Below are 23,107 nucleotides of genomic sequence, written 5' to 3'. Positions count from 1 at the left end.
AGTGGACCGGACGAGGCGCGTGAGCACCCGGACCGTCGCCTATCCGGTTCCGTTCACGGCCTGACCGACTTTCCTGATCACCTGGCGCAGCCACGCGTGTCCCGCGTCCTGGGCGTGCACCGGATGCCACCACATGGCCTCCTGGAGCGGCACAGACGGAAACGGGGAGGGCAGCACGCGGACGCCGGCGATCGGGAAAAGCCCGACCAGTCGTTTCTGCACGAGGGCAACGCGTCTGGTGCCCGCGACCAGCATCGGCAGCAGGTGGAACGAGGGGACCGAGACGTCCACTCGGGGGCTGATGCCGAGCATGCTGAGCTGCCGGGTCACGGGTGCGTCGTAGGCGCGTTGGTAGACCGCCCACGGCATGTCCGCGAGCTGGTCCAGGGTGAGTTCGTCGCCGACGGCGGGGTTGTCGTCGGCGACGAGGCACACCCATTGGTCGCTGAACAGTTCCACCGCGGGGAAGCCGTCTATGACGCCGTGCGGGAGCAGGAGACCGTCCACCGTGCTCAGCAGCGTGCCGAGGTTCTCCAGCAACGCCGGGGACGTCTGGTGGAACGTCAGGTGGACTCCGGGGGCCTCGTCGTGCAGCACGCGGGCCAGCGGCACGCCGAGGACCGTCGCGCCGTAGTCGGAGGTGACGAGCGTGAACTCGCGGGTGTCGGTGGCGGGATCGAACGTGGCCTGGCTGGTGAACACGCGTTCCAGCACGTCGCAGGCGGTGGCGGCGCGGTCGCGGAGCACGGCGCCGAGAGGGGTGAGGCTGTAGAGCGAGCCGGTGCGGGAGAGCAGCGGGTCGTCGAAGTGACGGCGCAGGCGCGCCAGGGCCGCGCTCATGGCCGGCTGCGTCAGGCCGATGCGCCGGCCCGCCCTGGTGACGTTGCGTTCCTCCAGCAGGGCGCGCAGGGCCACGACCAGGTTGAGGTCGAGATTCGACAGGTTCACCGCACCTCCGGTCATGCACGGCGTGGATGGAGAGCATCAAGAACATTCATTTCCGTGATCCTCTGGTGGCGGCCACAGTAGTCCTCACGACACGGGAGGACACCTCATGGCAACACCGCCGCAACCCGTCCGGTTCGCGCTCGGCACCTTCTCCCGGGCGGACGGCCAGTCGTTCCCCGGCCTGGTGGTGGACGACCGCGTGGCCGACCTCGGCCGGGCCCTGGAGTGGCGGTCGGCCTCGACGCTCGACGTCCTCGAGCGATGGCCGGAGGCACTGCCCTCGTTGCGCCACCTGGCGGGCGAGGCCCAGGAATGGCTGCCGCTGGACGGGTTGCGCGTGCACGCGCCGGTCGCGCCGCGGCAGGTCTTCCAATCAGGGGCCAACTACCGCCAGCACGTCATCGATCTCGTGGTCGCGCACCGCCCGGCGGACTCCGCCGAGAGCGAGGAGCAGGCACGGGCGCGAGCGGCGGAGCTGATGGACCGTCGCGCACGCGAAGACCAGCCGTACGTGTTCATCGGTCTGCCGTCGGCGATCACCGGCCCCTACGACGACGTCGTGCTGCCGTCGTGGTGCGAGCAGCCGGACTGGGAACTGGAGCTGACGGCGGTCATCGGCACTCCGGCTCACCGCGTGTCGCCGGAGGAGGCGTTGCGGCACGTCGCCGGTTACACGATCGCCAACGACCTCACGGCCCGCGATCTGGTGTTCCGCAACGACATGCGGGAGATCGGCACCGACTGGCTGCGCTCGAAGAACGCGCCCGGCTTCACCCCGCTCGGGCCGTACCTCGTGCCGGCGGAGTTCGTGCCGGACCCGGCGGACCTGCGACTGACCCTCAAGCTCAACGGGGACACCATGCAGGACGAGTCCACAAAGGACATGATCTTCGACGTCGCCCGCATGGTCTCCTACGTCTCGCAGACCACCACGCTGCTGCCGGGCGACCTCGTCCTCACCGGTTCCCCCGCCGGCAACGGCATGCACCACGGGCGCCTGTTGCGCGACGGCGACGTCATGGAGAGCACCATCACCGGGCTGGGCGTCCAGCGCACCCGGTGCGTCGCGCAGGAGCGGGCATGAACCGCGCCGACCCCGAGTCCGCGATCGCCGAGGCCGCCGCGACGTGCTCGAACTGGGGCCGCTGGGGCGCTGACGACGTCCTCGGCACACTGAACTTCCTCACCGAGGACAAGCGCAGGGAGGCCGCCGCGCTGATCCGCAAGGGCGCGAGTTTCTCGCTGTCCCAGCGCTTCGACGTGGACGGCCCGCAGAAGGGCTGGCGCCGCCGCACGAACCCGGTGCACACGATGCTGGACACCGGGACCGACGCGGCCGCCGGGCTGCAGGGCTTCCCGCACGGCATCGGCGGCGCGGACGACGTGATCTCCATGCCGTTGCAGTGCTCGACCCAGTGGGACGGCCTCGGCCACATCTTCGACCACGGCAGGGCGTGGAACGGCCGTGACGCCGCCACCACCGTGACTTCCGCGGGTGACCTGGTCACCGGCATCGAGCACATGGCCGCTCACGTCGCCGGGCGCGGCGTGCTGCTCGACGTCGGCAGAGTCATCGGTGGCGGCGAACTGCCCGACGGCTTCGCCATCACCGAAGCCCACCTCGTCACCACCGCCGAGGCGCACGGCGTCGACGTCGGCCCCGGCGACATCGTGCTCGTCCGCACCGGGCAACTGGCCCGCGCCAGGCGGGACGGCTGGGGTGACTACGCGGGTGGACCGGCGCCGGGCCTGTCGTTCACCACCGCGCCGTGGCTGCACCGCACCGAGATCGCCGCGATCGCCACCGACACGTGGGGTTTCGAGGTGCGTCCCAACGAGTTCGACGACGCCTTCCAGCCGTTGCACCAGGTCGTCATCCCGCACATCGGTCTGCTGGTGGGGGAGATGTGGGACCTGGACGCGCTGGCCGCGGACTGCGCCGCCGACGGCGTGCACGAGTTCTGGCTGACCGCCGCGCCGTTGCCGATCACGGGAGCCGTCGGCTCGCCGGTGAACCCCGTCGCCGTGAAGTGACCGAGGAGCCTTGATGACCCGCACCGTGCTCGTTCTCGGCGGTGGCACCGCCGGCAACGCCCTGACCGTCCTGCTGCGCCGCGCGGGACATGCTGTCGACCTGGTGGAGGCCAGACCGGACTGGAACGCCACCGCCGGATCCGGCATCACCCTGCAGGGCAACGCCCTGCGGGTCCTGCGCGAGGTCGGCGTGATCGACCAGGTGCTGCGCGACGGGTTCCCGTTCGACGAGCTGGGCATCCTCGCGCCGGACGGTGCGGTGCTGACCGTGCGGCCGACCAGCCGCATCGGCGGCGACGACCTGCCTGGCACCCTCGGCATGCAACGCCCGCGCCTCCAGCAGATCCTCATCGACGCCGTCCGCGCGTCCGGCGCCTCGGTCCGCCTCGGCCTCACCGCCACCGGCATCGGCCAGCACGACGAAGGCGTCGACGTCACCTTCAGCGACGGCACGACCGGTCGCTACGACCTCGTCGCCGGCGCGGACGGCCTCCACTCCGCGACCCGCGCCCTGATCGGCGTCGAGGAACGGCCCGTGCCCACCGGCATGGCCATCTGGCGCGCCCCCGTGCCCCGCCCGGCCGGTCTCGAACACACCCAGATGATCTACGGCGGACAGTGCTTCATCGCCGGCTGCTGCCCGACCGGCCAGGACACCGCCTACGCCTACCTGGTCGAGCGCAACCGCGACCGCGACACCATGGACCCGTCCGCCCACGCCAAGGAGATGCTGCGGCTGGCCCAGGGCTACGGCGGACCGTGGCGGGAGATCCAGGCCGCGCTGACCGACGCGGCGGAGGTCAACTACACCTGGTTCGACCGGCTGCTGGTCGACGGTCCGTGGCACCGCGGCCGGGTCGTGCTCGTCGGCGACGCCGCACACGCCTGCCCGCCGACCCTCGCCCAAGGGGCCGCGATGTCGTTGGAGGACGCGCTCGTCCTCGCGGAACTGCTGTCCACAACGGACACTTGGGATGACGCGCTGCTCACCGGGTACCGCGACCGCCGCTATCCGCGAGTGCGCGAGGTCGTCGACGCCTCCGTTCAGATCGGGCAGTGGCTGCTCGACGGCGTACGTGATGCCGACGTGCCAGGGCTGATGGGCCGCACGATGGCCATGCTGGCGCGGTGCCCGTGATCGCCCCGACGGTGGACGTGCACGCCCACGTCCTGCTGCCCGAGGTGGAACGGCTCGTCGCCGACGATCCCGCCCTCGCCGCCGCCCGTGCCCTGGACGCCCGCCGCAACGGCCCCGACGCGCTGGCCGTCAGCGGCGAGATGGTCCGCGACCGGTTCGGGTCGCTGACCGACGTCGCGCAACGACTGTCCGCTATGGACAGTGCCGGGGTGGATGTGCAGCTCGTGAGCCCTTCGCCGTCGCACTACCACTACTGGGCAGACCGCGACCTCGCCCGGACGGTGTGGGAAACGGCCAACACCGCGACCGCCAAGCACTGCGCCCACGCGCCGGACCGGCTTCGCGGCCTGGGACTGGCACCCCTGCAGCACCCGGACCTGGCCGTGCAGGCCCTCGACCACGCGCTGGGAGAAGGACTGGCAGGGGTGGAGATCGGCAGCCACGCACCCGGAGGCGAGCTCTCCGACCCGGCGTACGAGCCGTTCTGGGAACGGGCCGCCGAGACCGGCGCGGTCGTGTTCCTGCACCCCTTCGGCTGCACCCTGGACGAGCGCCTGGACCGCTGGTACCTGTCCAACAGCGTCGGCCAGCCGACGGAGAACGCCGTCGCGCTGTCCCACCTGATCTTCTCCGGTGTGCTGGACCGCCACCCGCGGCTGCGGATCGTGGCCGCGCACGGCGGCGGCTACCTGCCCACCCACCTCGGCCGCGCGGACCACGCGTGGCGGGTTCGCCCCGACGCCAGGAACTGCGCGCATCCGCCAAGCCACTACGTCCGGCGGTTGTGGTTCGACGCGCTGGTCCACGATCCCGCGGTGCTGCGCGAACTGGTCCGCGTCGCCGGACCGGAACGGGTGCTGCTCGGCTCGGACTTCCCGTTCGACATGGGCACTGACGATCCGGTCGCTGCGCTGCGCGCCGCCTGCCTGAACGAGCCCGACTTCCACGCCGTCCGCGGCGGCAACGCCGCCACCCTGCTCAACCTGAAGGAGACCCGGTGACCAGGCGATTGCTCACCCACCTGAGGCACGTCGACCTCGCCGTGCCCGACTACGACAAGCAACTGGAGTTCTACGCCGGCGTGTGGGGCCTGACCGAGGTCGCCAACGACTCGGGCCTGAGCTTCCTGGCCGCGGAGGGCTCACCCGAGCAGTACGTCGTGCGGCTGCGCAAGGCCGACGAGAAGCGCCTCGACCTCGTCGCGTTCGGCGCGGAGACTGCGGCCGACGTGGACGCGCTCGCCGACCAGCTCATCGCCGCCGGCGTCACGCTCATCAGCACACCCGACAAGCTCGGCACGCTCGGCGGCGGCTACGGCTTCCGGTTCTTCGACGTCGACGGCCGCACCGTCGAGGTCTCCGCCGAAGTGGCGACCCGGCAGCACCGCCGCGTCGAGGAGAAGGAAGCGATCCCGGTCCGGCTCTCGCACGTGGTGCTCAACTCTCCCGACCTGAACCGGTCCAAGGCCTGGTACGAGCGGCACCTGTCGTTCGCGTTGTCCGACAGTCTGAGCTCGCCGCACATGGGCGATGTCATGCACTTCATGCGCATCAACCCGCAGCACCACAGCCTCGCGCTGGCCAAGGGGCCGCACACCGCGCTACACCACATCTCGTTCGAGCTGCGCGGCGTGGACGAGTACATGCGCGGCACCGGCCGGCTGATGCGCGCCGGCGTGCGCAAGATCTGGGGACCGGGTCGCCACCTGGCGGGCGACAACACGTTCTCCTACTTCCTCGACCCCCAGGGCAACACGGTCGAGTACACGACCGAGCTCGAGATGCTGGACGAGGACACCTGGCACCCCAGCGTCCACGACTTCTCGCAGCCCGAGGTCACCGACCAGTGGGGCACCGCCAACCCGATGAACGAGCTGGTCGCCAAGGAGTCGTTCAACGACCCCGACCGCGGCTGCTTCGTCGCCCCGCCGGTGTGACATGCGGTTCGCCACCTACCTCCACGACGGCCGGCAGCAGGCCGGCGTGCTGGACGACGACGAGCGGCTGCGCCCCGTCGGCACGGCCTCGCTGACCGACGTGCTCGGCGACCTGCCCGGCGCCGCGGCCCTCGCCGGTCTGGCGGGCCCGCACGTGTCGGAGGTGCGGCTGCTGGCGCCGCTCCAGCCACCGACCGTGCGCGACTTCGTCACCTTCGAGGAACACGTCGAGGGCATGCGCGCGGGCGCCGGGGTGCCCGAGCAGTGGTACGCCGCGCCCACGTTCTACTTCGGCAACCCCTATGCCGTGATCGGCCCGCACGACGACGTGCCCGTCCCGCCCGGTTCGGAACTGCTGGACTTCGAACTGGAGGTCGCGGCCGTCATCGGACGCGAAGGCCGCGACCTCACCCCGGAACAGGCCCGCGACCACATCGCCGGGTACACGATCTTCAACGACTGGTCCGCGCGCGACCTCCAGACCGCGGAGATGGCGGTCGGACTCGGCCCGTGCAAGGGCAAGGACACCGCCACGACCCTCGGCCCCTGGCTCGTCACGCCTGACGAGCTGGAGCACCACCGCGACGCCGACGGCCTGCTGCGCTTGACGCTGACCGCCGAGGTCAACGGCCGGGTGGTGGGCTCCGACCTGCTGTCCAACATGAGCTGGACGTTCGAGGAGATGGTGGCCTACGCGTCCCGAGGCACCGCCGTGCGCCCCGGCGACGTGCTCGGCTCCGGCACCTGCGGCAACGGCGGCTGCCTGGCCGAGCTGTGGGGCAGGGGAGCCGAGCAACACCCGTTGCGCCCTGGCGACACCGTCACGCTCACCGTCGAGGGCATCGGCCGTCTCCGCACCACCGTGGTCGCCGGAGCGGAGGTCAAGCCGCTGCCGCGCGCCCGCCACCGGCCCCGGACCAGGCCTTGACTGCCTACTGTGTGAGTCGCACGCGTATCTGCCCACACACTGGTGCGGGCCGAAGGCGTTGAACAGGTCGATCAGATCACCCATCGGCCAGCACCGGCTTGGCGTCGGTCGATCTCACCGCTCTGGTGACCACGGCGAGCAGGAACGAGAGCGCCCCGATCGCCAGGAGCGCGGACGACAGGCCGCTGATCGCCGCAGACAGGGCCAGAACCACCAGAGGACACACGAACTGCCCGATGAACAGCGCCGCCGTCCACATCCCCGACGCGCGAGGCCGTTGGGCGAAGGTGAGCCGCCCGAGCGCCCAGGTGACCAGCGAGGGCAACAGCAGGCCGTTCCCGAGCCCGGTGACCGCGGCGCCCACGATGACCAGGGGAGTGTTCGGCGCGAGGGCGAGCACCGCCAATCCGATGCCGGACAACAGGAACGCGAGGGTCACGGTGACCCCAGGTCCCCGGTGTGCCAGCGGGGTGAACAGAAACGCCCCGGCGGCGGTGGCGAGCGAAGCCAGCGCGCTGATCATGCCGATCGTGGCCGAGGACTCGACACCGACACCGCCCAGCACGTACGGCAACTCGACGATCAGCGTGTAGAAGACCAGGCCTCCCACCAGCGTTACCCCGATGGGAGCCGCCAGCAGCCGCCACGCGAGCGCGACCCTCCCGGCACGTTCCTGACGTTCGGCGGGTTCCCAGAGGTACCGGACCGCCATCAGGGCAAGGGGCAGACTCGCGGCGTAGAGCCAGAACGGCGTCCTCCAGCCCTGGTTTCCGAGCAGCCCGCCCAACGCGAAGAACAGTGTGGCCGCGACCGTCGTGCACACGGTCTGGAGACCGAAGTACCGCTGCCGTTGCTCGCCGTGGAAGTAGTCGGCGAGCAACGTCGTGCAGCAGGTCATGATGGCGGCCTCGGCGACCCCGACGAGGACCCGGCTGGCCACGACCAGCTCCAGCGTGGGAAGCCACAGCGGCGCGGTGCCGAAGATCCCGTACGCGACGAGCCCGAAGACCAGCAACCTCTTGCGCCCGGTCCGTTCCACGACACGACCCGCGAAGGGAGCCGTCAGCCCGATCATGAGCGCCGGCGCGGTCAGGACGATCGGCGCGAGAACCGAAGCCCCAGGAGTCGAGGCGAACGCCTGGATCGCTGGGAGCACTGGTGCGAGCAGCACCGACCCGAGCACAGGAAGACAGCTCGCGAGTAGCAGTACAAGAGCCTGGGAACGTCCCGCACGGCGCTCCGTGTCAAGGACAAGGCCGCCGACTGCCGAGTGCCCGTCGGCCGGACCTCTCACTGGCTCTTCGGGATGTGAGGCTCGTTGCGACACAGGCGTCTCCGGTGAGGTGCACCTGCCGATCTCCGGTGATCGGCAACCGTGGTCTCACAGTTTTGGTGCCGCTGGTCCTCGTGCGGAAATCACTATTCCTGACCGCAGGTATCGACCGCGTGGATGGCCGAACCGATGACGTCGCCCGCTACGAGGCGAGGCCGCGCCGTCGCCGTCACCTTCAACGGCGGCAAGGTGGTCGTAGCCCGGTCGACCGTTTGTCAGGGCTCTGCCAACCCTTTCCGCTCCAAGGTGCGGCGGAGTGAGATGCCTCGGTTGTGCGCCTCGAGCGTCTTGAACACAAGCCGGCCCGATTGGTCCTGGGGACCGAGCGGCGCAACGCCCGACTCGCGGCAAGAGAGTGCATTCGTTGTGGCGTGGGATGTCCGGCGTTGCTCGGACATCGACTTCACCTTGCTGCGGCTGAATGGTCGACACGTACCGACGTTGATGTGCGGGACACTTTCCGTGGTCGAGTGAACACGGAGAGGACATGAAGTTGCGCAGAAAAGGAAACCCGCTCCGCGTCACCGCCTTGTCGCTGTTGTCCACCCTGGTGGCCGTCGGGGCGCTGACGGGAGCCGCGACCTCGGCGTCGGCGCAGACGACCGCGGTGCGGATGGACTACACCTGCACGACCTCCCTCGGGCCGAGCGCCCGGATGACCGTGTGGGTCGTCGGCGGCCTGCCGGACGAAGGCGCGGGCCTGAACACCGTCGCCAGGCACGAACCCGCCTACATCGACGTGGACCTGGACCTGCGCGAGCTGCGCCCGGTCCTGACGATGGCCGGCGGGGTGCGCCTGGACACCGACAGCACCGCGACACTCGACGCGCACATCACCGGCCCGGACGGGACGCGGACCACCCAGGCCTCGTTCACCGTCGCGCCCACGTGGCTGACGACCACCCAGGGGACCGCGGTGCGGGCCGCGGGCTCCTTCCCGGTGCAGTTCCTGACCACACCGGGTTACTACGACCTGCACGTGGACGACCTGGCGCTGACACTGCGCCCCGAGCGCGCCGACGGCACTCCTCTCGGCACGGTCACCGCGTCCTGCTCGCACGACCCGGCGCAGAACGACCTGCTGGGCACCGTGTGGTCGCAGTCCGTCATCTTCGAGCGGCCGCCGCGCCCCAGCGGGTTGCGGGTGGTCTCGACGACCCCGACGTCCGTGACATTGGCCTGGGAAGCCTCCTCCTGGTGGAACCCGACCCAGGGCTACGAGGTGTACCTCGACGGCGGGCACACCGGCTTGGTCACCGAGAAGCAGGTCACGCTGACCGGGCTGACCCCCGACAGGCAGCACCGGGCGAAGGTCGTCACCAAGGACGTGCAGGGCATCCGCTCGACCATGAGCCAAGGCCTGATCCTCACCATCCCGCCGGCCTGACACCCTGACCCACCTATCGCAGGGCCCGCGCAGCGGCGGACCCTGATGCCGCGACAGGGCAGTCGTCGCGGGCGCGGTCACCCACGTGGAACGCCTGGCTGTCGACGGGCTGGACCGGACTCGGGTCGCGAGGAGCGGCGACACACCGAACACAGGGATTCCACCGTCGTGCCAGGACAAGGATCAAGCGGTGACTGCGAAGGAGTGGTCCCCTACCGCTCATCGGCAGATGCGGATGGTTCGGCACTGGGTTTGTCGAACTGATCGGGCATTGCCCTGCATGCTGACAGGTGTGACAGAACAGGACGGCGCTCAAGATCAGAGTTGGGCGCAGCTGGCTGCCGCACGCGCCGCGTACGAGCGCCAAGTGGCGTCCACCTACGACGAGGTGCTCATCGAGGTAGCGGCGCGCGTTCAGGCTGCGGGAAGCATTGGCAAGTCGGACATCGGCGCGTTGCTCCTTTGGAAGCGGCTTCGGGCAGACACCCCGTGGGCGCGCCGGCTGATGAGCCTGCCGGACATTGAGGTGCGCACCACCACGGCGCGCGTCGTGGACGCGGTCCGTGACGAGCGTGCGTCGACACCGGCGGCAGCATTCCAGGGCCGTCGACTGTTGAGTTCGCTCCCGGGATTCACGACGGGGGACGCCCTGGCCTCCGCGGTGCTGGTAGCCGCCGCCCCACACCGAATGGCCGTGTACGACAAACGAGCCCACCGTGGCCTGGAACTTCTAGGCAGGACCTTGTCCTCCTCCCGTGGTCGATACGGTCGCTACATGCAGCTGATCGACGACCTGCTCAACCTGGCTCACCAGCATGATCACGCCTGGATCGCCCGCGACGTCGATCTCGCCCTCTACTGGCTCGGAGGATCGCACTGACACCCGCACACGCTCGGCGACATGAGCGCGTGCGAGCCGGGATTGCGCCGGGCGCTGTCAGCCCGGCGGGGCCCTGCGGGCCTGCGTGCTCGAGGTGCACCGGTGGCTTCTCGCGACGGCGAGTCAATGTGGGGTTGAACCAGCGGAACACATGCGCGGGTTTGTGAGTTGGGGCTGGTATGAGTCAACTCGTGGACCGCACGATCACTGCCCTGCGTGCCGAGCATGACGTGCTCGCCGGTCTCGTCCGCACCTCGACCGACGAGCAGCTGGCCTTCACCAGCGGCGCCGCGGAGTGGACCGTCGCTCAGGCTCTGTCCCATCTCGGCAGTGGCGCGGAGATCGGCCGTGCGCCGATCGCCAGGGCCGCCGGAGAGACCGTGGCGGCCGAGGACAACCAGACGATCTGGGCCCGCTGGGACGCGTCCGCGCCGCGCGCACAGGCCGAGGGATTCCTGGAGCACAACGGCCGCTGGCTCGACATGGTCGAGGCGCTCACGCCCGAGCAGCGCTCGTCGCTGACCGTCGACCTCGGCTTCCTGCCGGAGCCGGTCCCACTGCTGACCGCCCTGGGCATGCGGCTCAACGAGGTGGCCAACCACTCGTGGGATGTACGTGTGGCCTTCGATCCACACGCCGGAGTGAACGCCGACTCGGCCGCGGTGCTCGTCGACCTCCTGGCCGGGCCCCTGGGCTTCCTGCTGGGCTTCCTCGCGAAGCCGGCCGAGCTCGCGGCCCCCGTGTCCGTCGCGATTCCCGGCGCTGGTGTGGTGATCGACGACGCGGTCATGGTGGTGGACCACCTCGAGTCACCTTCCGCGACGTTCAACGGGCCGCAGGAGGCGTTCGTCCGTCTGGTCAGTGGCCGTCTCAAGGCACCGTACGACAACGGCGTCACGGTCGAGGGCAGCGTCACGCTCGACGACCTGCGTCGCGTATTTCCAGGCTTCTGAGGAATCAACATCTGCCTGATGCGCCGGCCGAGTGGAGGCCGCGAGAATGTTGTCGACCGAGGTCGATGTTCAGGCGAGGGTGAGGGGGATGACGAGATCTTCCTCTGCTGCCAGCACATCGCCACCGAATTCGACCCGCGCGGCGGCCACTGAGGCCGCCCGATCGTTGCCCGGCCAGAAGTGGGTGAGCAGGAGCCGGCGCGCGCCCGCGAGCTGGGCCCATCGACCCGCCTCAGCCGAGGTCATCAGGTCGCGCACCGGCTGGCTGACCTCGCCGTCCCGGTCGGTGGCCTCGACGATGAACAGGTCGGCGTCCCGGCCGAGTTCGGCCAGCAACGGGTCGGGACCGGTATCTCCGGTGTAGGCGAGGGTCATCCCGTCGGCCTGCAGTCGGACGCCGGCATTGGGCACGTAGTGCGGCAGCGGCACACCGGTCAGGGTGAACGGGCCGACCCGATAGGCGCCGGGCAGGGGGTGCACCTCGAAGACCGCGCGCAGGTCCACCTCCGGCTCCAGGCCGCTGAGCCGGGCGAGAACACCGGGCGGGCAGTACAGCGGCACCTTCGTCTCGCGTGGACCGCCGTAGAAGCGTGTGCGGAACAAGCCGTGCAGGTCGATGCAGTGATCGGGATGCTCGTGGGTGATGACCACAGCGTCCACGGCGCCGTCCGGGCAGCGGGCCAGCAGACGAGGCAGCGTGGCGTAGCCGAGATCGAGCACCAGCCGGTATCCGTCCCAGTCCACCAGAAACCCGCTGCATGCGCGACCAGGCTCGGGGAATGCGCCACAACTGCCCAGCACAGTGATCTGTCGCATCCGGACAGCATGTCATTCGATGACATCATCGAGCGCATCTTCCTGGTCTGATCCGCTTTCCCGAACTCGTCTTTCGCATCGCGCGGAATACCGGTGGCCCGTCCGCAACTCGGCATGGTCGGACATTTGGTCAGTTGGACGTCTGCTGCGTGGTGGTGAGCCGGAAGCGGTTGTCGCCGAGCTCGACGTACCTGGTCACAGCGCAGGCCGGCGTGGCCGAACATCGCCCCGGCGCGGATGAGCTCGTGCCACTTGCGCGTGCCTGTTCGGGCGCACCCCTCGGCCATGACCCACATGTTCACGTCGCTGAAACCAACGTGGTGCCCGCGCACACATAGTGTCTCGGCATCCTCGACGAGATTGATCCTTTCATTGGAACGGCTGCCACCTCACTGCCTGCGGCGCAGGGGCTGGCGGCCACCTGGTGGTGGCCGAAAGCGCAGGTCGGCAACACCCACCCCGGCGCGACGTCTCCGCTCGGCATGGTGTCCGCCTGCGCCTACTCCGGTGCCTATCCGACCGGATACGGCCTCTACGCGAAGAACACCGAGGGGCAGCCGGAGGAGCTGTTCGACCGGCCGCAGGCGTCCGGTTTCACCCACTTCCAGCAGTCCGGCACCGGCGCGATACGCAAGTACTACAACTACGTGCGGGTGACCCCGATGGTGCAGCAGCTGGACGTCCTCGGCCAGGCCTGGCCGCTGCACGACGAGACCGCCGAAGCCGGGTACTACGCGGCTGCTCTCGACACCGGCATTCGGTGTGAGGTCACCGTCGGCGCCAAGGTCGCCGTCCACCGGTACACCTTTCCCGAGCATCGCAGCGCACGGGTCGTCGTCGACCTGTCCTGCGGTGGGCTGGCCATCGACCTCGGCCGCACTGTTCCGCTGCGGGCGCACGTGGAAAGCCTTGGCAACGGCCACGCCCAGGGAACGGTGGTCGTCGAAGGCGTGCCGCTGTCGGTGTACATCAAGGTCGACAGTCCTGGCTGGCGGCAGATGCTCTGGCACGACCGCCGGCTGATCGAGGGTGGCACGCGGCTCGACTTCGACCGCATCAGGCAGACCACGCTGCGCCCCTTCGGGATGCTCTACATGGGCCCCACCACCGCCGGGCAGAGCGTCGAGATCCAGATCGGATTCTCTCTGCGCGGCTGTGAACAGGCCCGGGAGAACCTGTATCGCGAATGCGGTGACGGGGTGCCGGCGTTCGACGTCGTCCGGGCGCGCACCAAGGCCCGGTGGCGCGACCACGTGGGCCGGGTGGAGGTCGAGGGCGGGTCACCAGCCAGGCGGCAGGTGTTCGCGACGGCCCTGTACCACTCGCTGATCAAGCCGTGCTTCGCCGACGACGAGAGCCCGTTCTGGCCGTCCTCCGGGCCGTTCGTGTTCGACATCTGCACGATGTGGGACATCTACAAGACCCAGCTGCCGTTGCTCATGGCCATCTGCCCGGACCGGGCGGTCGACCTCCTGGAGTCACTGATCCGGGTCTGTGAGGAGGAAGGCAACTTCCCCATCGGCTATCGGATGGCTCGCGGCGCGGACAGGTTCTTCCGGCAAGCGAGCGCTTTGGTCCACACCGCGCTCGCGGACGTGCACGCCCTCGGTCTAGGCGACCTGGACTGGACCTGGGCACTGGTGCACATGTACGACGACCTGCGCCGGATGTACGGCGAGGACTTCTACGAGCACGGCGTCGTCCACCCGATCTCGCACACGCTCGACCTCGCCTACGCCTGCCACTGCACCGCCGGCGTCGCCCGGGCCCTGAACGACGTCCAGCTCGCCGACGACCTCGACGCGCGAAGCCGCCTGTGGTCCAACGCTTTCGACCCGGACACCGGCCTGCTTCTCGACTCGTCGTTCTACGAAGGCGGCAAGTGGAACTACTCGTTCCGGCTGCTGCACGACATGGCCGCGAGAATCGCGATGGTCGGTGGGAACGAAGCCTTCGTCAGCATGCTCGACGCGTTCTTCGGCTACGGCGCCCCGCGTGTGGTGCAGCCCGGTAAGCGGCCCGGCCCGGCGGAGATGGCGGCCGGCTACCTGCTGAACCGGTTCGAGGGCCTGAACAACGAGCCGGACATGGAAGCGCCGTGGTCCTACCACTACGCGGCCCGGCCGGACCGCACGGCCGAGATCGTGCACGCAGCCTTGACCTGGCAGTTCGGCACCGGTCCCGGCGGCCTGCCGGGCAACGACGACTCGGGCGGGCTGAGTTCCTGGTACGTGTGGGCCTCGCTCGGCCTGTTCCCGGTCGCCGGGCAGAACCTGTTCCTCGTCAACGCGCCTGCCTTCAGTCACGCCACTCTGCACCTCGGGGACCGCGATTTCGTCATCGAGACGCGGGGACACCGCGAGACGTCCATCAGTTCCGACGGGCTGGACGCGGACCCGCCGCCGCAGTACGTGCAGTCCGCGCAGCTGAACGGCAAGCCCCTGGATGCGGCGCACCTGCGCGCGACCGACGTCCACGCCGGTGGCCGGCTGCTGCTCGAACTCGGCCCGCACCCCTCGGAGTGGGGACGCAAGATCCTTCCGCCATCGGTGTCCGACCCGCTCGGAAAGGGGACTCGCACATGAGCAGGCCAAGCCGTCGTCTTGTCATCGTGGTCCGGGCCGACCCGGTCATCTGCGGTCACTCCGGAGAAGCCCGCAACCTGGCGGAGGCCGCGCTCACCCGCGGCTTCGACGACGTCCGGCTGCTGACCTGGCCGATACCCGTGCTGCAGGCGGCGGGCCTGCCGCTCAAGCCGCTGGACCGGATCCTGCCCTACAGCGAAGGCATCACCGTGGAGCGGCCCGAACCGGTCGGCGACTACCGGGTACCCGATGGCCGATACCTGGCCGGGCTGACGGGCCGCCTGGTCGAACTGCTCGCCGAGCCGGTCCCGACCACCTGCGTATCGATGTACCTGGCTCCCCACGACGCCGTGGTGCGCGACGCCGTCGACGCGGCCCGCGCGGCCGGCTACGCACCTGACGTCCACACCATCGCGAAGGCGGTCGGCTCGGACGTCACCAACGTGATTCGCTCGTGCCTGCACGAGAGGCGATTCGGGGCAGCCGTCGTCCTGTTCACCCGGTTCCTCGCCAACGACCAGGTGATCGCCGTGTCGGAGTACACCAGGCAGGAGATCATCGCCTGCGCGGAGGCCATCGACACGCACTGCGGCACCAGGTTCGCCCGCCAGTGCGTGCGCCGGATATCGGTCAGCTACCCGCCGATCGACACCTCGGCGTACCTCGACCTCGATCCGGCGCTCGTGGACACCGCCCTGAAGCGACGCGGTCTGGAACGCGACGGCTACGTGTTGTTCCTGTCCCGGGTGACAAGGGCCAAAGGCATCTACGACCTGGTGGACGCGTTCGCCCAGTGCCAGGCGCAGTCACGGCTCAAGCTCGTGATCGCCGGTAACGGCCCCGAGTTGGAGCACCTCCAGACGATCACTCAGAACAACGACCGGATCCTCTTCCTCACCGACGTGGAGGACGAGGAAAAGCCGATGCTGATGAACGGCTGCGCCGTGTACGCGCTGCCGACCAAGCCCGAACCGGACTTCGTCGAGACCTTCGGCATCGCGCTGACCGAGAAGATGCTCGCGGGCGGCGGGCCGGTGATCACGACCACCACCGGAGGCGTCGGCGAAGCGGTGGGCGGGACGGCCATTCTCGTCGAGGCCGGGAACGCCACCCACATCGCCGCCGCGATCGACCGGGTGGTGTTCGACCTGTCAGCCGAGGAACGGCAACTGATGGCGGACCGAGCACGCGAGCACGCCCTGTCTTTCGACCGTGTCCGGGTGTTCGACAGCCTCTTCGCCACGTCCGACCCGGCGGTCGTCCTGACGGGATGAACCCGTGTCCTCCCACTCGTGTTCGAAAGGTCAACCTCGTATTCCGCGACAGTCATCCCGAGGTGTGAGCGTGCGGTCACAGCGGGTGCTGGATCACCCGCATTCCTCGGGGATGGTGAAAGCTCCCCGATCACCGGCTGACACAATGGACGAATGGCACTGGGTTACGTCCTCGCTGTGCTGGCGACCCTGGCGTCCGGCAGCGGTTCGATCCTGGAGTCGATGGGTGTCCGGCGCGCGGGCGCTTACGGCGGCAGATCTCTGGATCTCATCGCTCTGCGGCGGCAGTGGCTTTACTTCCTCGGTCTCGGCGTGGACATGCTGGGATTCGCCTTCGCGGCCGCCGCGCTGCATCGGCTGCCGTTGTTCCTCGTGCAGTCGATGCTCGCGTTCAGCGTCGGCGTTACCGCCACGATCAGCGCGTTCATGGGCGCCCGCCTCCGCGCGTCGGGATGGGGTGCGCTGGGTGTCGGCGCGATCGGCCTGATTCTGCTGGGTGTGTCCGCCGAACCGGGCCCCGCACAGGCCCTGCCACCGCAGTGGCGCTGGGTCCTCGTGGGCATGACGGTTCCGGTGGCCGCCATCGCCGTCTACGCCAGGCGCCACCACCACGTCTGGGCGACGGTGGCACTGGCGTTCGGCGCCGGTGTCTCCTACAGCGTCGTCGGCATCTCGGCACGCACACTCGAACTCCCGGACGCCGCGTGGCGACTCGTCCTGGACCCGGCTGCCTGGTCCATCGTCCTCAACGGATTCACCGCCGCGGTGCTGTTCGCGATGGCGCTGCAGAAGGGCGGCCCGACCGGGGTCACCGCGATCATGTTCACCACCAACACGGCGCTTTCGTCGTTCGTCGGACTGGTCTACCTCGACGATCACGTCCGCGAGGGTTACGTGACCGCCGCGGCCATCGGGTTCGTCCTGGCTATCGCCGGAGCGATCGCCGTCGCCCACTACTCGGCGGACACCCGGCAGAAGGATGTCGCGGCGACGCCGGCCGGCACGCGGGTGTGAGCTGGACCGCCGTCGAGATCATCCGGAAGTCCTGGCCTGACGTCAGGCGGTGCGCGGACGGTGGAGAAGGCGGCGAAGGTGGCTGAGGGCCGCGGTCACCGCCGTGAACGCCACGGCCGTCTTCGCGACGACCGGGAGTAGTCCGAACAGGACGGTCGCGGCCAGGAACGAGCCCCGCGGGAGCAGATCGTTGATCGGCTGGAGCGTGTAGGCGGTCGCGCTCGCGATCAGCAGAGCGGTGAGCAGGCCACGGCTTCCAGCGCGGTGCAGGACCGGGACGACGGCGACGACGAGCGCGACGACCATGCCGATCGGGAGGGACTGCGAGTCGAGTTCCATCAGGAAGGGCTGCCTGCTGTGGGCCGCCACCTGCGTCCCGGAGGTGGCGGCCGCGAAGACCACGCAGACCGGTGTGACGAGCGCGGCGACGCGTCCGGCGGCCAGACGCTCGCTCCGGCCGGGGCGAAGTGCGGGCGCGAGCAGCACGAGCAGGGCGCCGATGACCACGGTCGTGTGGGCGCCTGAGCCTTCGCCCGCGTCAGGCGCGAACAACCCGGTGAGGGCCGCCGCGGCCGCGAAGACCCTGGCTGACCGGGTGTGGCTCAGCAGCACCGACACCACGATGCCGAGCCAGAACGTCGTGGTGATCGCGAGCGCCAGGTGGTCCAGAGCTGAGCCGACGCGCACGGCATCGGTCAGGCCGGTGGCGTCGAGGGCGATCAGCGCCCAGACCGCGACGAGGTAACCGGTCACCAGGGCCGCGATCGGGACCGTGGCCGCGGCTGTCGCGCCGCGAAGGCCCTCACCCGCTTCACGTACGTGGGCCCGGACGGCGCCGCGGAGCAGACTGGCGCGTTCCCGTGCGGTGGGCTGGGCCTGGCCTGGCTCCGCCATCTCGCACAGGGTGCCCAGCATCTCCTGCTCGCGCTCGGCGCGGTAGGTGGCGGGGTACCAGCGGAGCAGCCTGCGGTAGGCGTGTTCCAGGCGGGACGCGGGGTCGGAGAGGGTCACGAACGAGCTCCTTCGAGGTTCGGGGTGGGTCAGGCCAGGCCGGCGGCAGGATCGGCGCCGAAGCCGAGGCCGCGGTCGGCACGGGCGCGAAGTCCTGCGGCGGCGGCGTCGGCGTTGGCGCGCAACCGTGCGGTCTCGCCCGTGAGGACACCGGCGCCGATGTCGGTGAGCCGGTAGTAGCGGCGAAGGCGGCCGTCGACGACCTCTTCGCGGTCGAGTTCGATCCAGCCGTCGTCCTTGAGCCGGTCGAGCGCGCCGTACAACGTGCCCGCCTGAAGGCGGACGCGATCGCCCGAGAGCGCCGCGACGGCCTGGACGATGCCGTAGCCGTGCAGCGGTTCGGTGGTCAGCGAGGTGAGGATGAAGAAGGTGGGTTCACGCAGCGGCATCGGCACGCCATGAAGCTACAGCGTCCGACATATAACGGCAACCGACCTATAGGGAGGTCGGTACTCGTCGCTCAACTCGCTGCTGTCAGCACGTCGGCGGTCTTCTCCAGCACGGCGACGATCTCGTCGACACGGAGCTGCAGCACTCCTTCGCGCTCACCGACGCCGTCGATCCGCGAACGCAGCCGGTACCGGACCGTGCCGTCCGGGTGCGACTCCGCGGCCAGGTCGTCGGTGGTGGGACCCCAGTGCGCGAAGTCCGGCGACTTCCCCGCCCGGTAGCGGGCGGCGTCCACCCGCAACGAGTTCGCGAACTGCGGCACGTACGCCGTGTTGTCGAACGGTGTGGCGATGGCGCCGTCCAGCCACAGCGTGCAGGTGCGCAGTTGTGGCGCGTCCGGGTCGACCGGCCCGATCTCGAACGCGAGACGTGACCGGTCTCCGATCACCAGGTCCGTTGCGCGCCAACGCGAAACGTCGATGTCGAAGTCGAGCGCCGCGGTCACGGCGTCCACCGTGGCCGCGGTCGCGTCCTCGTCGAGCGGGACGGACTTCGGCAGATCGGTGAAGCCCAGGTGTTCCAGCGCGGCGCGCAGGTTCTGGTAGCCGGGATGCGTGGTGTGCACGCCGATGTTGCGCAGCGCCGGCACGTGCAGCCGGTCCGGGCCGGGCAGCCGGGTGCCGGCCAGGTACACCCGCGCGGCTCGGTGGTGCGGCGCGGAGTGGTCGGCGGCATCCAGTTCGACGGCGAAGCTCTCCCGGTCGCCGCAGACCCTGGCGGTCCGGGCGGCGAACGCGCCGAGCAACTTGTCGGCCACGGCACGCCACTTCGCCGGATCCTCGCTGATGACCTGGGCGAACCCTCTGTGGTTCGCGATGTCGGTCTTCCTCCCGGCCAGGCCGAGCAGGACGTTCGCGCTGTGGTGGCGCACCAGCGACTCCTCGTCGAGCATCCCGCGGTGCGCCGCCGCCACCGAGCGCGGGGTGATCGGCAGCGACGGGAGCGCCATGGCCGCGTCGATCCTGTCGCCCCAGTGGCCGAAGCCTTCGAGCACCGCGGCGACCTCGGACACGTACTCGTCGACGCCGGTCATCTCACACAACACCTGCGCGGTGCGCACGCGGAACACGCCGTGAGCCGAGGGGAGGGCGGACCGCAGCAACTCGGCCGCGTCCGACGGTGCACGGCCGAGGCGGGCCAGAGCGCCCAGCGACTCGACCGCGACGTGATCGTGCTCGGCGACGCCGGCGCGCACCATCCGTTCCGCCCGTTCCGGCCTGCGCTCGTGCTCGGCGGTCAGCGCGCCGACGTCGGCACCGTCGTGCCACACCAGGTACGGATCTCCGAACACCTCTCGACGGAACTCGTGCCACGCATCGCTCACCGGCGTGAGGTTAGTGGCGGCCCGGTCTCAGGTGGAACAAGGGGATGCCAGCCATCAAGCGGTTGATGTGACTGAGTGGGTTGTAAGGTTGCGGCATGACGCGGGATGACGACGAGCCGGTCAGTGCCGACGCGCCCAACCGGCTGCTCTGGGCGCTGCGCCGGGCCGAACTGGGAGCGCGTGCCCTCAAGGAGCAGCGGTTGCGGCCGCTGGGCCTGGCGACCGCGCACTATTCCCTGCTGATGTCGGTCCACGGCGAACCCGGCCTCACCGGTGCGGAACTGGCCCGTCGGCTGGACGTCACACCGCAGGCGGTGGCGTCGCTGGTCACGAGGCTGGTCGACAAGGGGCAGTTGGAGCGGCAGTCGCATCCCCGCCACCGGCACGTCCAGGAACTGCACCTCACCGACGCCGGCCGCCAGGTGCTGATGTCCGCCGACGTCGTGGTCGATTCGATCGAGAAGCAGATCACCGAACGACTCGGACCCGACGACGCCGCACGACTCACCGCGCTGCTCGAGGCGGCGATCGACGCGGTCCGCGAGACGAAGCCCGGTACCGAGCCGTAGCGATGCGGTCGGGTTCGCAGGACCTGTCCGTTGTGGACGGATCTGCGGTCAGCCGGTGTGGAAAAGCTTCTTGGCGACGGCCATCGCGGACATGGCCCTGGGCCAGCCCGCGTAGAACGCCAGATGCGTGATGGCCTCGATCAGTTCCTGCTCGGTCACGCCGTTGTCCTTGGCCCGGCCGAGGTGGTGGACGAGTTGCTCGGTGGCGCCGCTGGTGACGAGGCCGGCCACGGTGATCAGGCTGCGATCACGTGGCGAGAGCTCCGTGCGCTCCCACACCTGTCCGAACAGGACGTCGTCGGTGAAACTCGCCAGTGCCGGTGCGAAGTCTCCGAACATCTGCTGCGCGCCGGACGGTTCTTCGTCAGTCATGTGATGGTGTCCTTGTCTTCTGAATCGGGTTGTTGCTGCAGCGGCATCGTCTGCGGTGAGCGGGCACACTGGGGACATGAACAGCGACAACGGCCGGTTGAAGGACCTGGGGGAGTTCCTGAGGGCACGGCGGGCCGAGTTGAGCCCGCAGGCCGTCGGGCTGCCAGAAGGTCCTGTCGCCCGGCGGGTGCCGGGCCTGCGCCGGGAGGAGGTGGCGCGGCTCGCGGCGATCAGCACCGACTACTACCGGCGGCTGGAACAGGGTCGGATGGCCGCGTCGGGGCCGGTGCTGGACGAGTTGACGCGAGTGCTGCGGCTCACCGACGACCAGCGGGTCTACCTGTTCGAGCTGGCGGGGAAGCCCTCGGGCAAGGCGCGTGCCCGGTCGGCCCAGGAGATCAGTCCGCAACTGCGCCGGCTGCTCGACCAGTTGCCGGAGGCGGCCGCCCTGGTTCTGGGCAGTGGCATGGACATCATCGCCTGGAACCGCCTGGCCGCCGCGCTGATCACCGACTTCGCCCAGATCCCCGAAGAGCGGCGCAACTACGTGCGAATGGTGTTCACCGACCCCGCGATGCGCACGCTCTACCCCGAGTGGGCGGACGTCGCCCGCAAGGCGGTCACCAACCTGCACATGGACGCCGCCCTGCACCCGGACGACCCGCGACTGGCCGAGCTGGTCCGTGAACTGTCCACTCAGGACGCCGACTTCCGGGAGTGGTGGCGCGGTCAGCACGTCGAGGCCAAGGGCCAGGGCACGAAACGGTTCCGCCACCCACTCGTGGGTGAGCTCACGCTCGACTGGGACACGCTGATCTGTGACACAGCTCCTGACCAGCACGTGATCGTGCTGACCGCGCAGCCTGGCACGCCGTCGCACGACGCGCTGCGCATCCTGGCGTCCTGGGCCGGCGAGCACGTGCCGGCTGTCGGCACGAGCGACGCGGGAACACCCGTTGCCGCGCGGCCACCGGGATAGTTGACCCTGTTCGCTGGTCACGCCGATCAGCTCAGGGTCTTCACCAGTTCGTGGGCCAGCGGTACGGCAGAGGCAGGGTTCTGTCCGGTGTGGAGGGTGCGGTCCACCTCCACGTGAGGCGCGAAGGGGTCACCCTCGCGGTAGTCCACGCCCAGGTCGTCGACCAGCCGGTCCTGCAGCAGCCATTTCGCCCTGTCCGCCAGGCCGTTGAGCTTCTCCTCGGCGTTGCTCAGAGCGGTGAGACGGTAGCCCGCGAACGGGGACTTCCCGTCACCGTCCACAGTGGCCAGCAGTGCCGCGGGACCGTGGCAGACCAGGGCCAGCGGCTTGCCAGAGGCCAGCCAGCCGGTCAGCAGCCGCGCGGACTCCGCGTTGTCGGGCAGGTCCTCCATCGGTCCCCAGCCGCCGGGGACGAACACGGCGTCGTAGTCGTCGACGTGGACGTCCTCGATCCGCATCGGGTGCGCCAGTTCGGTCGCGTCCCGCAGCGCGGCCTTCATCCGCTCCGCGCCCTCGGGACCACCGTTGAACTCGGGGGTGAGGCTCGCGGGGTCGGCGGTGGGAGGGACACCGCCGGGCGTTGCCGCCGCGATCTCGTAGCCGGCCCGGGTGAACACCTCGTACGGACCGAGCGCCTCCTCCGCCCAGTAGCCGGCCGGCTGTTCGGTTCCGTCGGCCAGTGTCCAGCAGGTGGCCGCGGTGATCAGGTAGAGGATCTTCGTCATCGCGTGCTCGCCCCGTTCAACGCCTCCTGCAGGACATGGCTGTCGGCTGCCTGCAGCAGGTGTGCGAGCTTGCCGTCCCGGACTGTCCACAGGTGGATGAACCGCGCGTCGGCGGTTTTCCCTGCCTTGGTCTCACCGTGGTAGTGCCCGACCACGAACACGTGGTCGTCGTCGGTGGCGTAGTACTCCTCGGCGCGGGCGGAGAAGGACTCGAATCCCGGGAGGAGTGAGCCGAAGAAGTCGTTCATCATGCTGTGGTAGCCGCGGTAGACCCCGCCGAACGGGAAGCCCGGGGTGATGTCCCAGACGATGTCCGGCGACATGATCTCCTTGGTCACGGCCGGATCGGCGTTCGAGTCGTACAGCCTGCGGGCGAGTGCGATGGTGGCTGGTTCGGGCACGTGTGTTTCCTTTGTGGACCAGTGGATTTGATGTCTGACTTTTCCCAGCA

At 69.6% G+C, this 23,107-nt stretch carries 23 protein-coding genes; 14 read left to right on the top strand and 9 right to left on the bottom strand.

Features of this window, described 5'->3' with window-relative positions; genetic code table 11:
• Positions 1-39: 39 nt before the first annotated feature.
• Positions 40-948, bottom strand: coding sequence for a LysR family transcriptional regulator (locus tag OG205_RS11440; RefSeq protein ID WP_330276181.1), 909 nt, complete (start codon positions 946-948; stop codon positions 40-42).
• 106 nt (positions 949-1,054) lie between these two features.
• Between OG205_RS11440 and OG205_RS11435 the strand changes: the two genes are divergently transcribed.
• Genes OG205_RS11435 through OG205_RS11410 form a run of 6 tightly spaced genes read left to right on the top strand, consistent with a single transcriptional unit; the run spans position 1,055 to position 6,984 of the window.
• Positions 1,055-2,032 (top strand): fumarylacetoacetate hydrolase family protein, encoded by a 978-nt coding sequence (locus OG205_RS11435; RefSeq protein WP_330276180.1) that lies wholly within the window; start codon positions 1,055-1,057, stop codon positions 2,030-2,032.
• Positions 2,029-2,982 (top strand): cyclase family protein, encoded by a 954-nt coding sequence (locus OG205_RS11430; protein ID WP_330276179.1) that lies wholly within the window; start codon positions 2,029-2,031, stop codon positions 2,980-2,982. The genes OG205_RS11435 and OG205_RS11430 overlap by 4 nt, the downstream gene beginning before the upstream one ends.
• Positions 2,983-2,995: 13 nt before the next feature.
• Positions 2,996-4,120 carry an FAD-dependent oxidoreductase gene (locus OG205_RS11425; RefSeq protein ID WP_330276178.1) on the top strand — a complete coding sequence of 375 codons (1,125 nt, stop codon included), beginning with the start codon at positions 2,996-2,998 and terminating at the stop codon, positions 4,118-4,120.
• Positions 4,111-5,121 (top strand): amidohydrolase family protein, encoded by a 1,011-nt coding sequence (locus OG205_RS11420; RefSeq protein WP_330276177.1) that lies wholly within the window; start codon positions 4,111-4,113, stop codon positions 5,119-5,121. The genes OG205_RS11425 and OG205_RS11420 overlap by 10 nt, the downstream gene beginning before the upstream one ends.
• Positions 5,118-6,056, top strand: coding sequence for a VOC family protein (locus OG205_RS11415; RefSeq protein ID WP_330276176.1), 939 nt, complete (start codon positions 5,118-5,120; stop codon positions 6,054-6,056). Before OG205_RS11420 ends, OG205_RS11415 begins: the two co-directional genes overlap by 4 nt.
• Before the next feature lies 1 nt (position 6,057).
• Positions 6,058-6,984 carry a fumarylacetoacetate hydrolase family protein gene (locus tag OG205_RS11410; RefSeq protein WP_330276175.1) on the top strand — a complete coding sequence of 309 codons (927 nt, stop codon included), beginning with the start codon at positions 6,058-6,060 and terminating at the stop codon, positions 6,982-6,984.
• 76 nt (positions 6,985-7,060) lie between these two features.
• On the opposite strand, the gene OG205_RS11405 is transcribed toward OG205_RS11410, so the two are convergent.
• The gene (locus tag OG205_RS11405; protein ID WP_330276174.1) at positions 7,061-8,278 is read right to left on the bottom strand and encodes an MFS transporter; all 1,218 of its coding nucleotides are present in this window, start codon (positions 8,276-8,278) and stop codon (positions 7,061-7,063) included.
• A gap of 526 nt (positions 8,279-8,804) precedes the next feature.
• Between OG205_RS11405 and OG205_RS11400 the strand changes: the two genes are divergently transcribed.
• The 3 genes from OG205_RS11400 to OG205_RS11390 all read left to right on the top strand — a co-directional run bounded on the left by OG205_RS11400 (position 8,805) and on the right by OG205_RS11390 (position 11,537).
• Complete coding sequence (locus tag OG205_RS11400) at positions 8,805-9,704, top strand: fibronectin type III domain-containing protein (RefSeq protein ID WP_330276173.1); 900 nt, start codon at positions 8,805-8,807, stop codon at positions 9,702-9,704.
• Positions 9,705-9,996: 292 nt separating this feature from the next.
• Positions 9,997-10,584 (top strand): hypothetical protein, encoded by a 588-nt coding sequence (locus tag OG205_RS11395; RefSeq protein ID WP_330276172.1) that lies wholly within the window; start codon positions 9,997-9,999, stop codon positions 10,582-10,584.
• A 179-nt stretch (positions 10,585-10,763) separates the two neighbouring features.
• Positions 10,764-11,537 carry a maleylpyruvate isomerase family mycothiol-dependent enzyme gene (locus OG205_RS11390; protein ID WP_330276171.1) on the top strand — a complete coding sequence of 258 codons (774 nt, stop codon included), beginning with the start codon at positions 10,764-10,766 and terminating at the stop codon, positions 11,535-11,537.
• 69 nt (positions 11,538-11,606) lie between these two features.
• Here OG205_RS11390 and OG205_RS11385 read toward each other — a convergent pair whose 3' ends face one another.
• On the bottom strand, positions 11,607-12,353 hold the full coding sequence (locus OG205_RS11385; protein WP_330276170.1) for an MBL fold metallo-hydrolase: 747 nt from the start codon (positions 12,351-12,353) through the stop codon (positions 11,607-11,609).
• Positions 12,354-12,700: 347 nt separating this feature from the next.
• Between OG205_RS11385 and OG205_RS11380 the strand changes: the two genes are divergently transcribed.
• The 3 genes from OG205_RS11380 to OG205_RS11370 all read left to right on the top strand — a co-directional run bounded on the left by OG205_RS11380 (position 12,701) and on the right by OG205_RS11370 (position 17,226).
• Positions 12,701-14,938 carry a glycoside hydrolase domain-containing protein gene (locus OG205_RS11380; RefSeq protein WP_330278146.1) on the top strand — a complete coding sequence of 746 codons (2,238 nt, stop codon included), beginning with the start codon at positions 12,701-12,703 and terminating at the stop codon, positions 14,936-14,938.
• Positions 14,935-16,212, top strand: coding sequence for a glycosyltransferase (locus OG205_RS11375; protein ID WP_330276169.1), 1,278 nt, complete (start codon positions 14,935-14,937; stop codon positions 16,210-16,212). The genes OG205_RS11380 and OG205_RS11375 overlap by 4 nt, the downstream gene beginning before the upstream one ends.
• 153 nt (positions 16,213-16,365) lie before the next feature.
• The gene (locus tag OG205_RS11370; RefSeq protein WP_330276168.1) at positions 16,366-17,226 is read left to right on the top strand and encodes a hypothetical protein; all 861 of its coding nucleotides are present in this window, start codon (positions 16,366-16,368) and stop codon (positions 17,224-17,226) included.
• 42 nt (positions 17,227-17,268) lie between these two features.
• Here OG205_RS11370 and OG205_RS11365 read toward each other — a convergent pair whose 3' ends face one another.
• From OG205_RS11365 to OG205_RS11355, 3 genes are all read right to left on the bottom strand, one after another.
• Positions 17,269-18,237 (bottom strand): hypothetical protein, encoded by a 969-nt coding sequence (locus OG205_RS11365; RefSeq protein ID WP_330276167.1) that lies wholly within the window; start codon positions 18,235-18,237, stop codon positions 17,269-17,271.
• Between the two features lie 29 nt (positions 18,238-18,266).
• Entirely contained in the window at positions 18,267-18,626 is a 360-nt protein-coding gene (locus OG205_RS11360) for a PadR family transcriptional regulator (RefSeq protein ID WP_330278145.1), read from the bottom strand.
• Positions 18,627-18,697: 71 nt separating this feature from the next.
• On the bottom strand, positions 18,698-20,011 hold the full coding sequence (locus OG205_RS11355; RefSeq protein ID WP_330276166.1) for a hypothetical protein: 1,314 nt from the start codon (positions 20,009-20,011) through the stop codon (positions 18,698-18,700).
• A 95-nt stretch (positions 20,012-20,106) separates the two neighbouring features.
• On the opposite strand from OG205_RS11355, the gene OG205_RS11350 reads away from it, so the two are divergent.
• Positions 20,107-20,580, top strand: coding sequence for a MarR family winged helix-turn-helix transcriptional regulator (locus OG205_RS11350; protein ID WP_330276165.1), 474 nt, complete (start codon positions 20,107-20,109; stop codon positions 20,578-20,580).
• Between the two features lie 48 nt (positions 20,581-20,628).
• Here the strand turns inward: OG205_RS11350 and OG205_RS11345 are convergent, their stop codons facing one another.
• Positions 20,629-20,952 carry a carboxymuconolactone decarboxylase family protein gene (locus OG205_RS11345; protein WP_330276164.1) on the bottom strand — a complete coding sequence of 108 codons (324 nt, stop codon included), beginning with the start codon at positions 20,950-20,952 and terminating at the stop codon, positions 20,629-20,631.
• A 76-nt stretch (positions 20,953-21,028) separates the two neighbouring features.
• Here OG205_RS11345 and OG205_RS11340 point away from each other — a divergent pair, with 76 nt between their 5' ends.
• Positions 21,029-21,931 (top strand): helix-turn-helix domain-containing protein, encoded by a 903-nt coding sequence (locus OG205_RS11340; protein WP_330276163.1) that lies wholly within the window; start codon positions 21,029-21,031, stop codon positions 21,929-21,931.
• Positions 21,932-21,957: 26 nt separating this feature from the next.
• On the opposite strand, the gene OG205_RS11335 is transcribed toward OG205_RS11340, so the two are convergent.
• Both OG205_RS11335 and OG205_RS11330 read right to left on the bottom strand, forming a co-directional pair.
• Entirely contained in the window at positions 21,958-22,656 is a 699-nt protein-coding gene (locus OG205_RS11335; RefSeq protein WP_330276162.1) for a type 1 glutamine amidotransferase domain-containing protein, read from the bottom strand.
• On the bottom strand, positions 22,653-23,057 hold the full coding sequence (locus OG205_RS11330; protein ID WP_330276161.1) for a nuclear transport factor 2 family protein: 405 nt from the start codon (positions 23,055-23,057) through the stop codon (positions 22,653-22,655). The genes OG205_RS11335 and OG205_RS11330 overlap by 4 nt, the downstream gene beginning before the upstream one ends.
• Positions 23,058-23,107 lie beyond the last annotated feature (50 nt).

Source organism: Lentzea sp. NBC_00516 (genome assembly GCF_036346835.1).
GTDB classification, from domain to species: Bacteria; Actinomycetota; Actinomycetes; order Mycobacteriales; family Pseudonocardiaceae; genus Lentzea; species Lentzea sokolovensis.
Note: the sequence above shows the minus strand (reverse complement) of the source record. Positions and strands in the feature narration are given on the sequence as shown.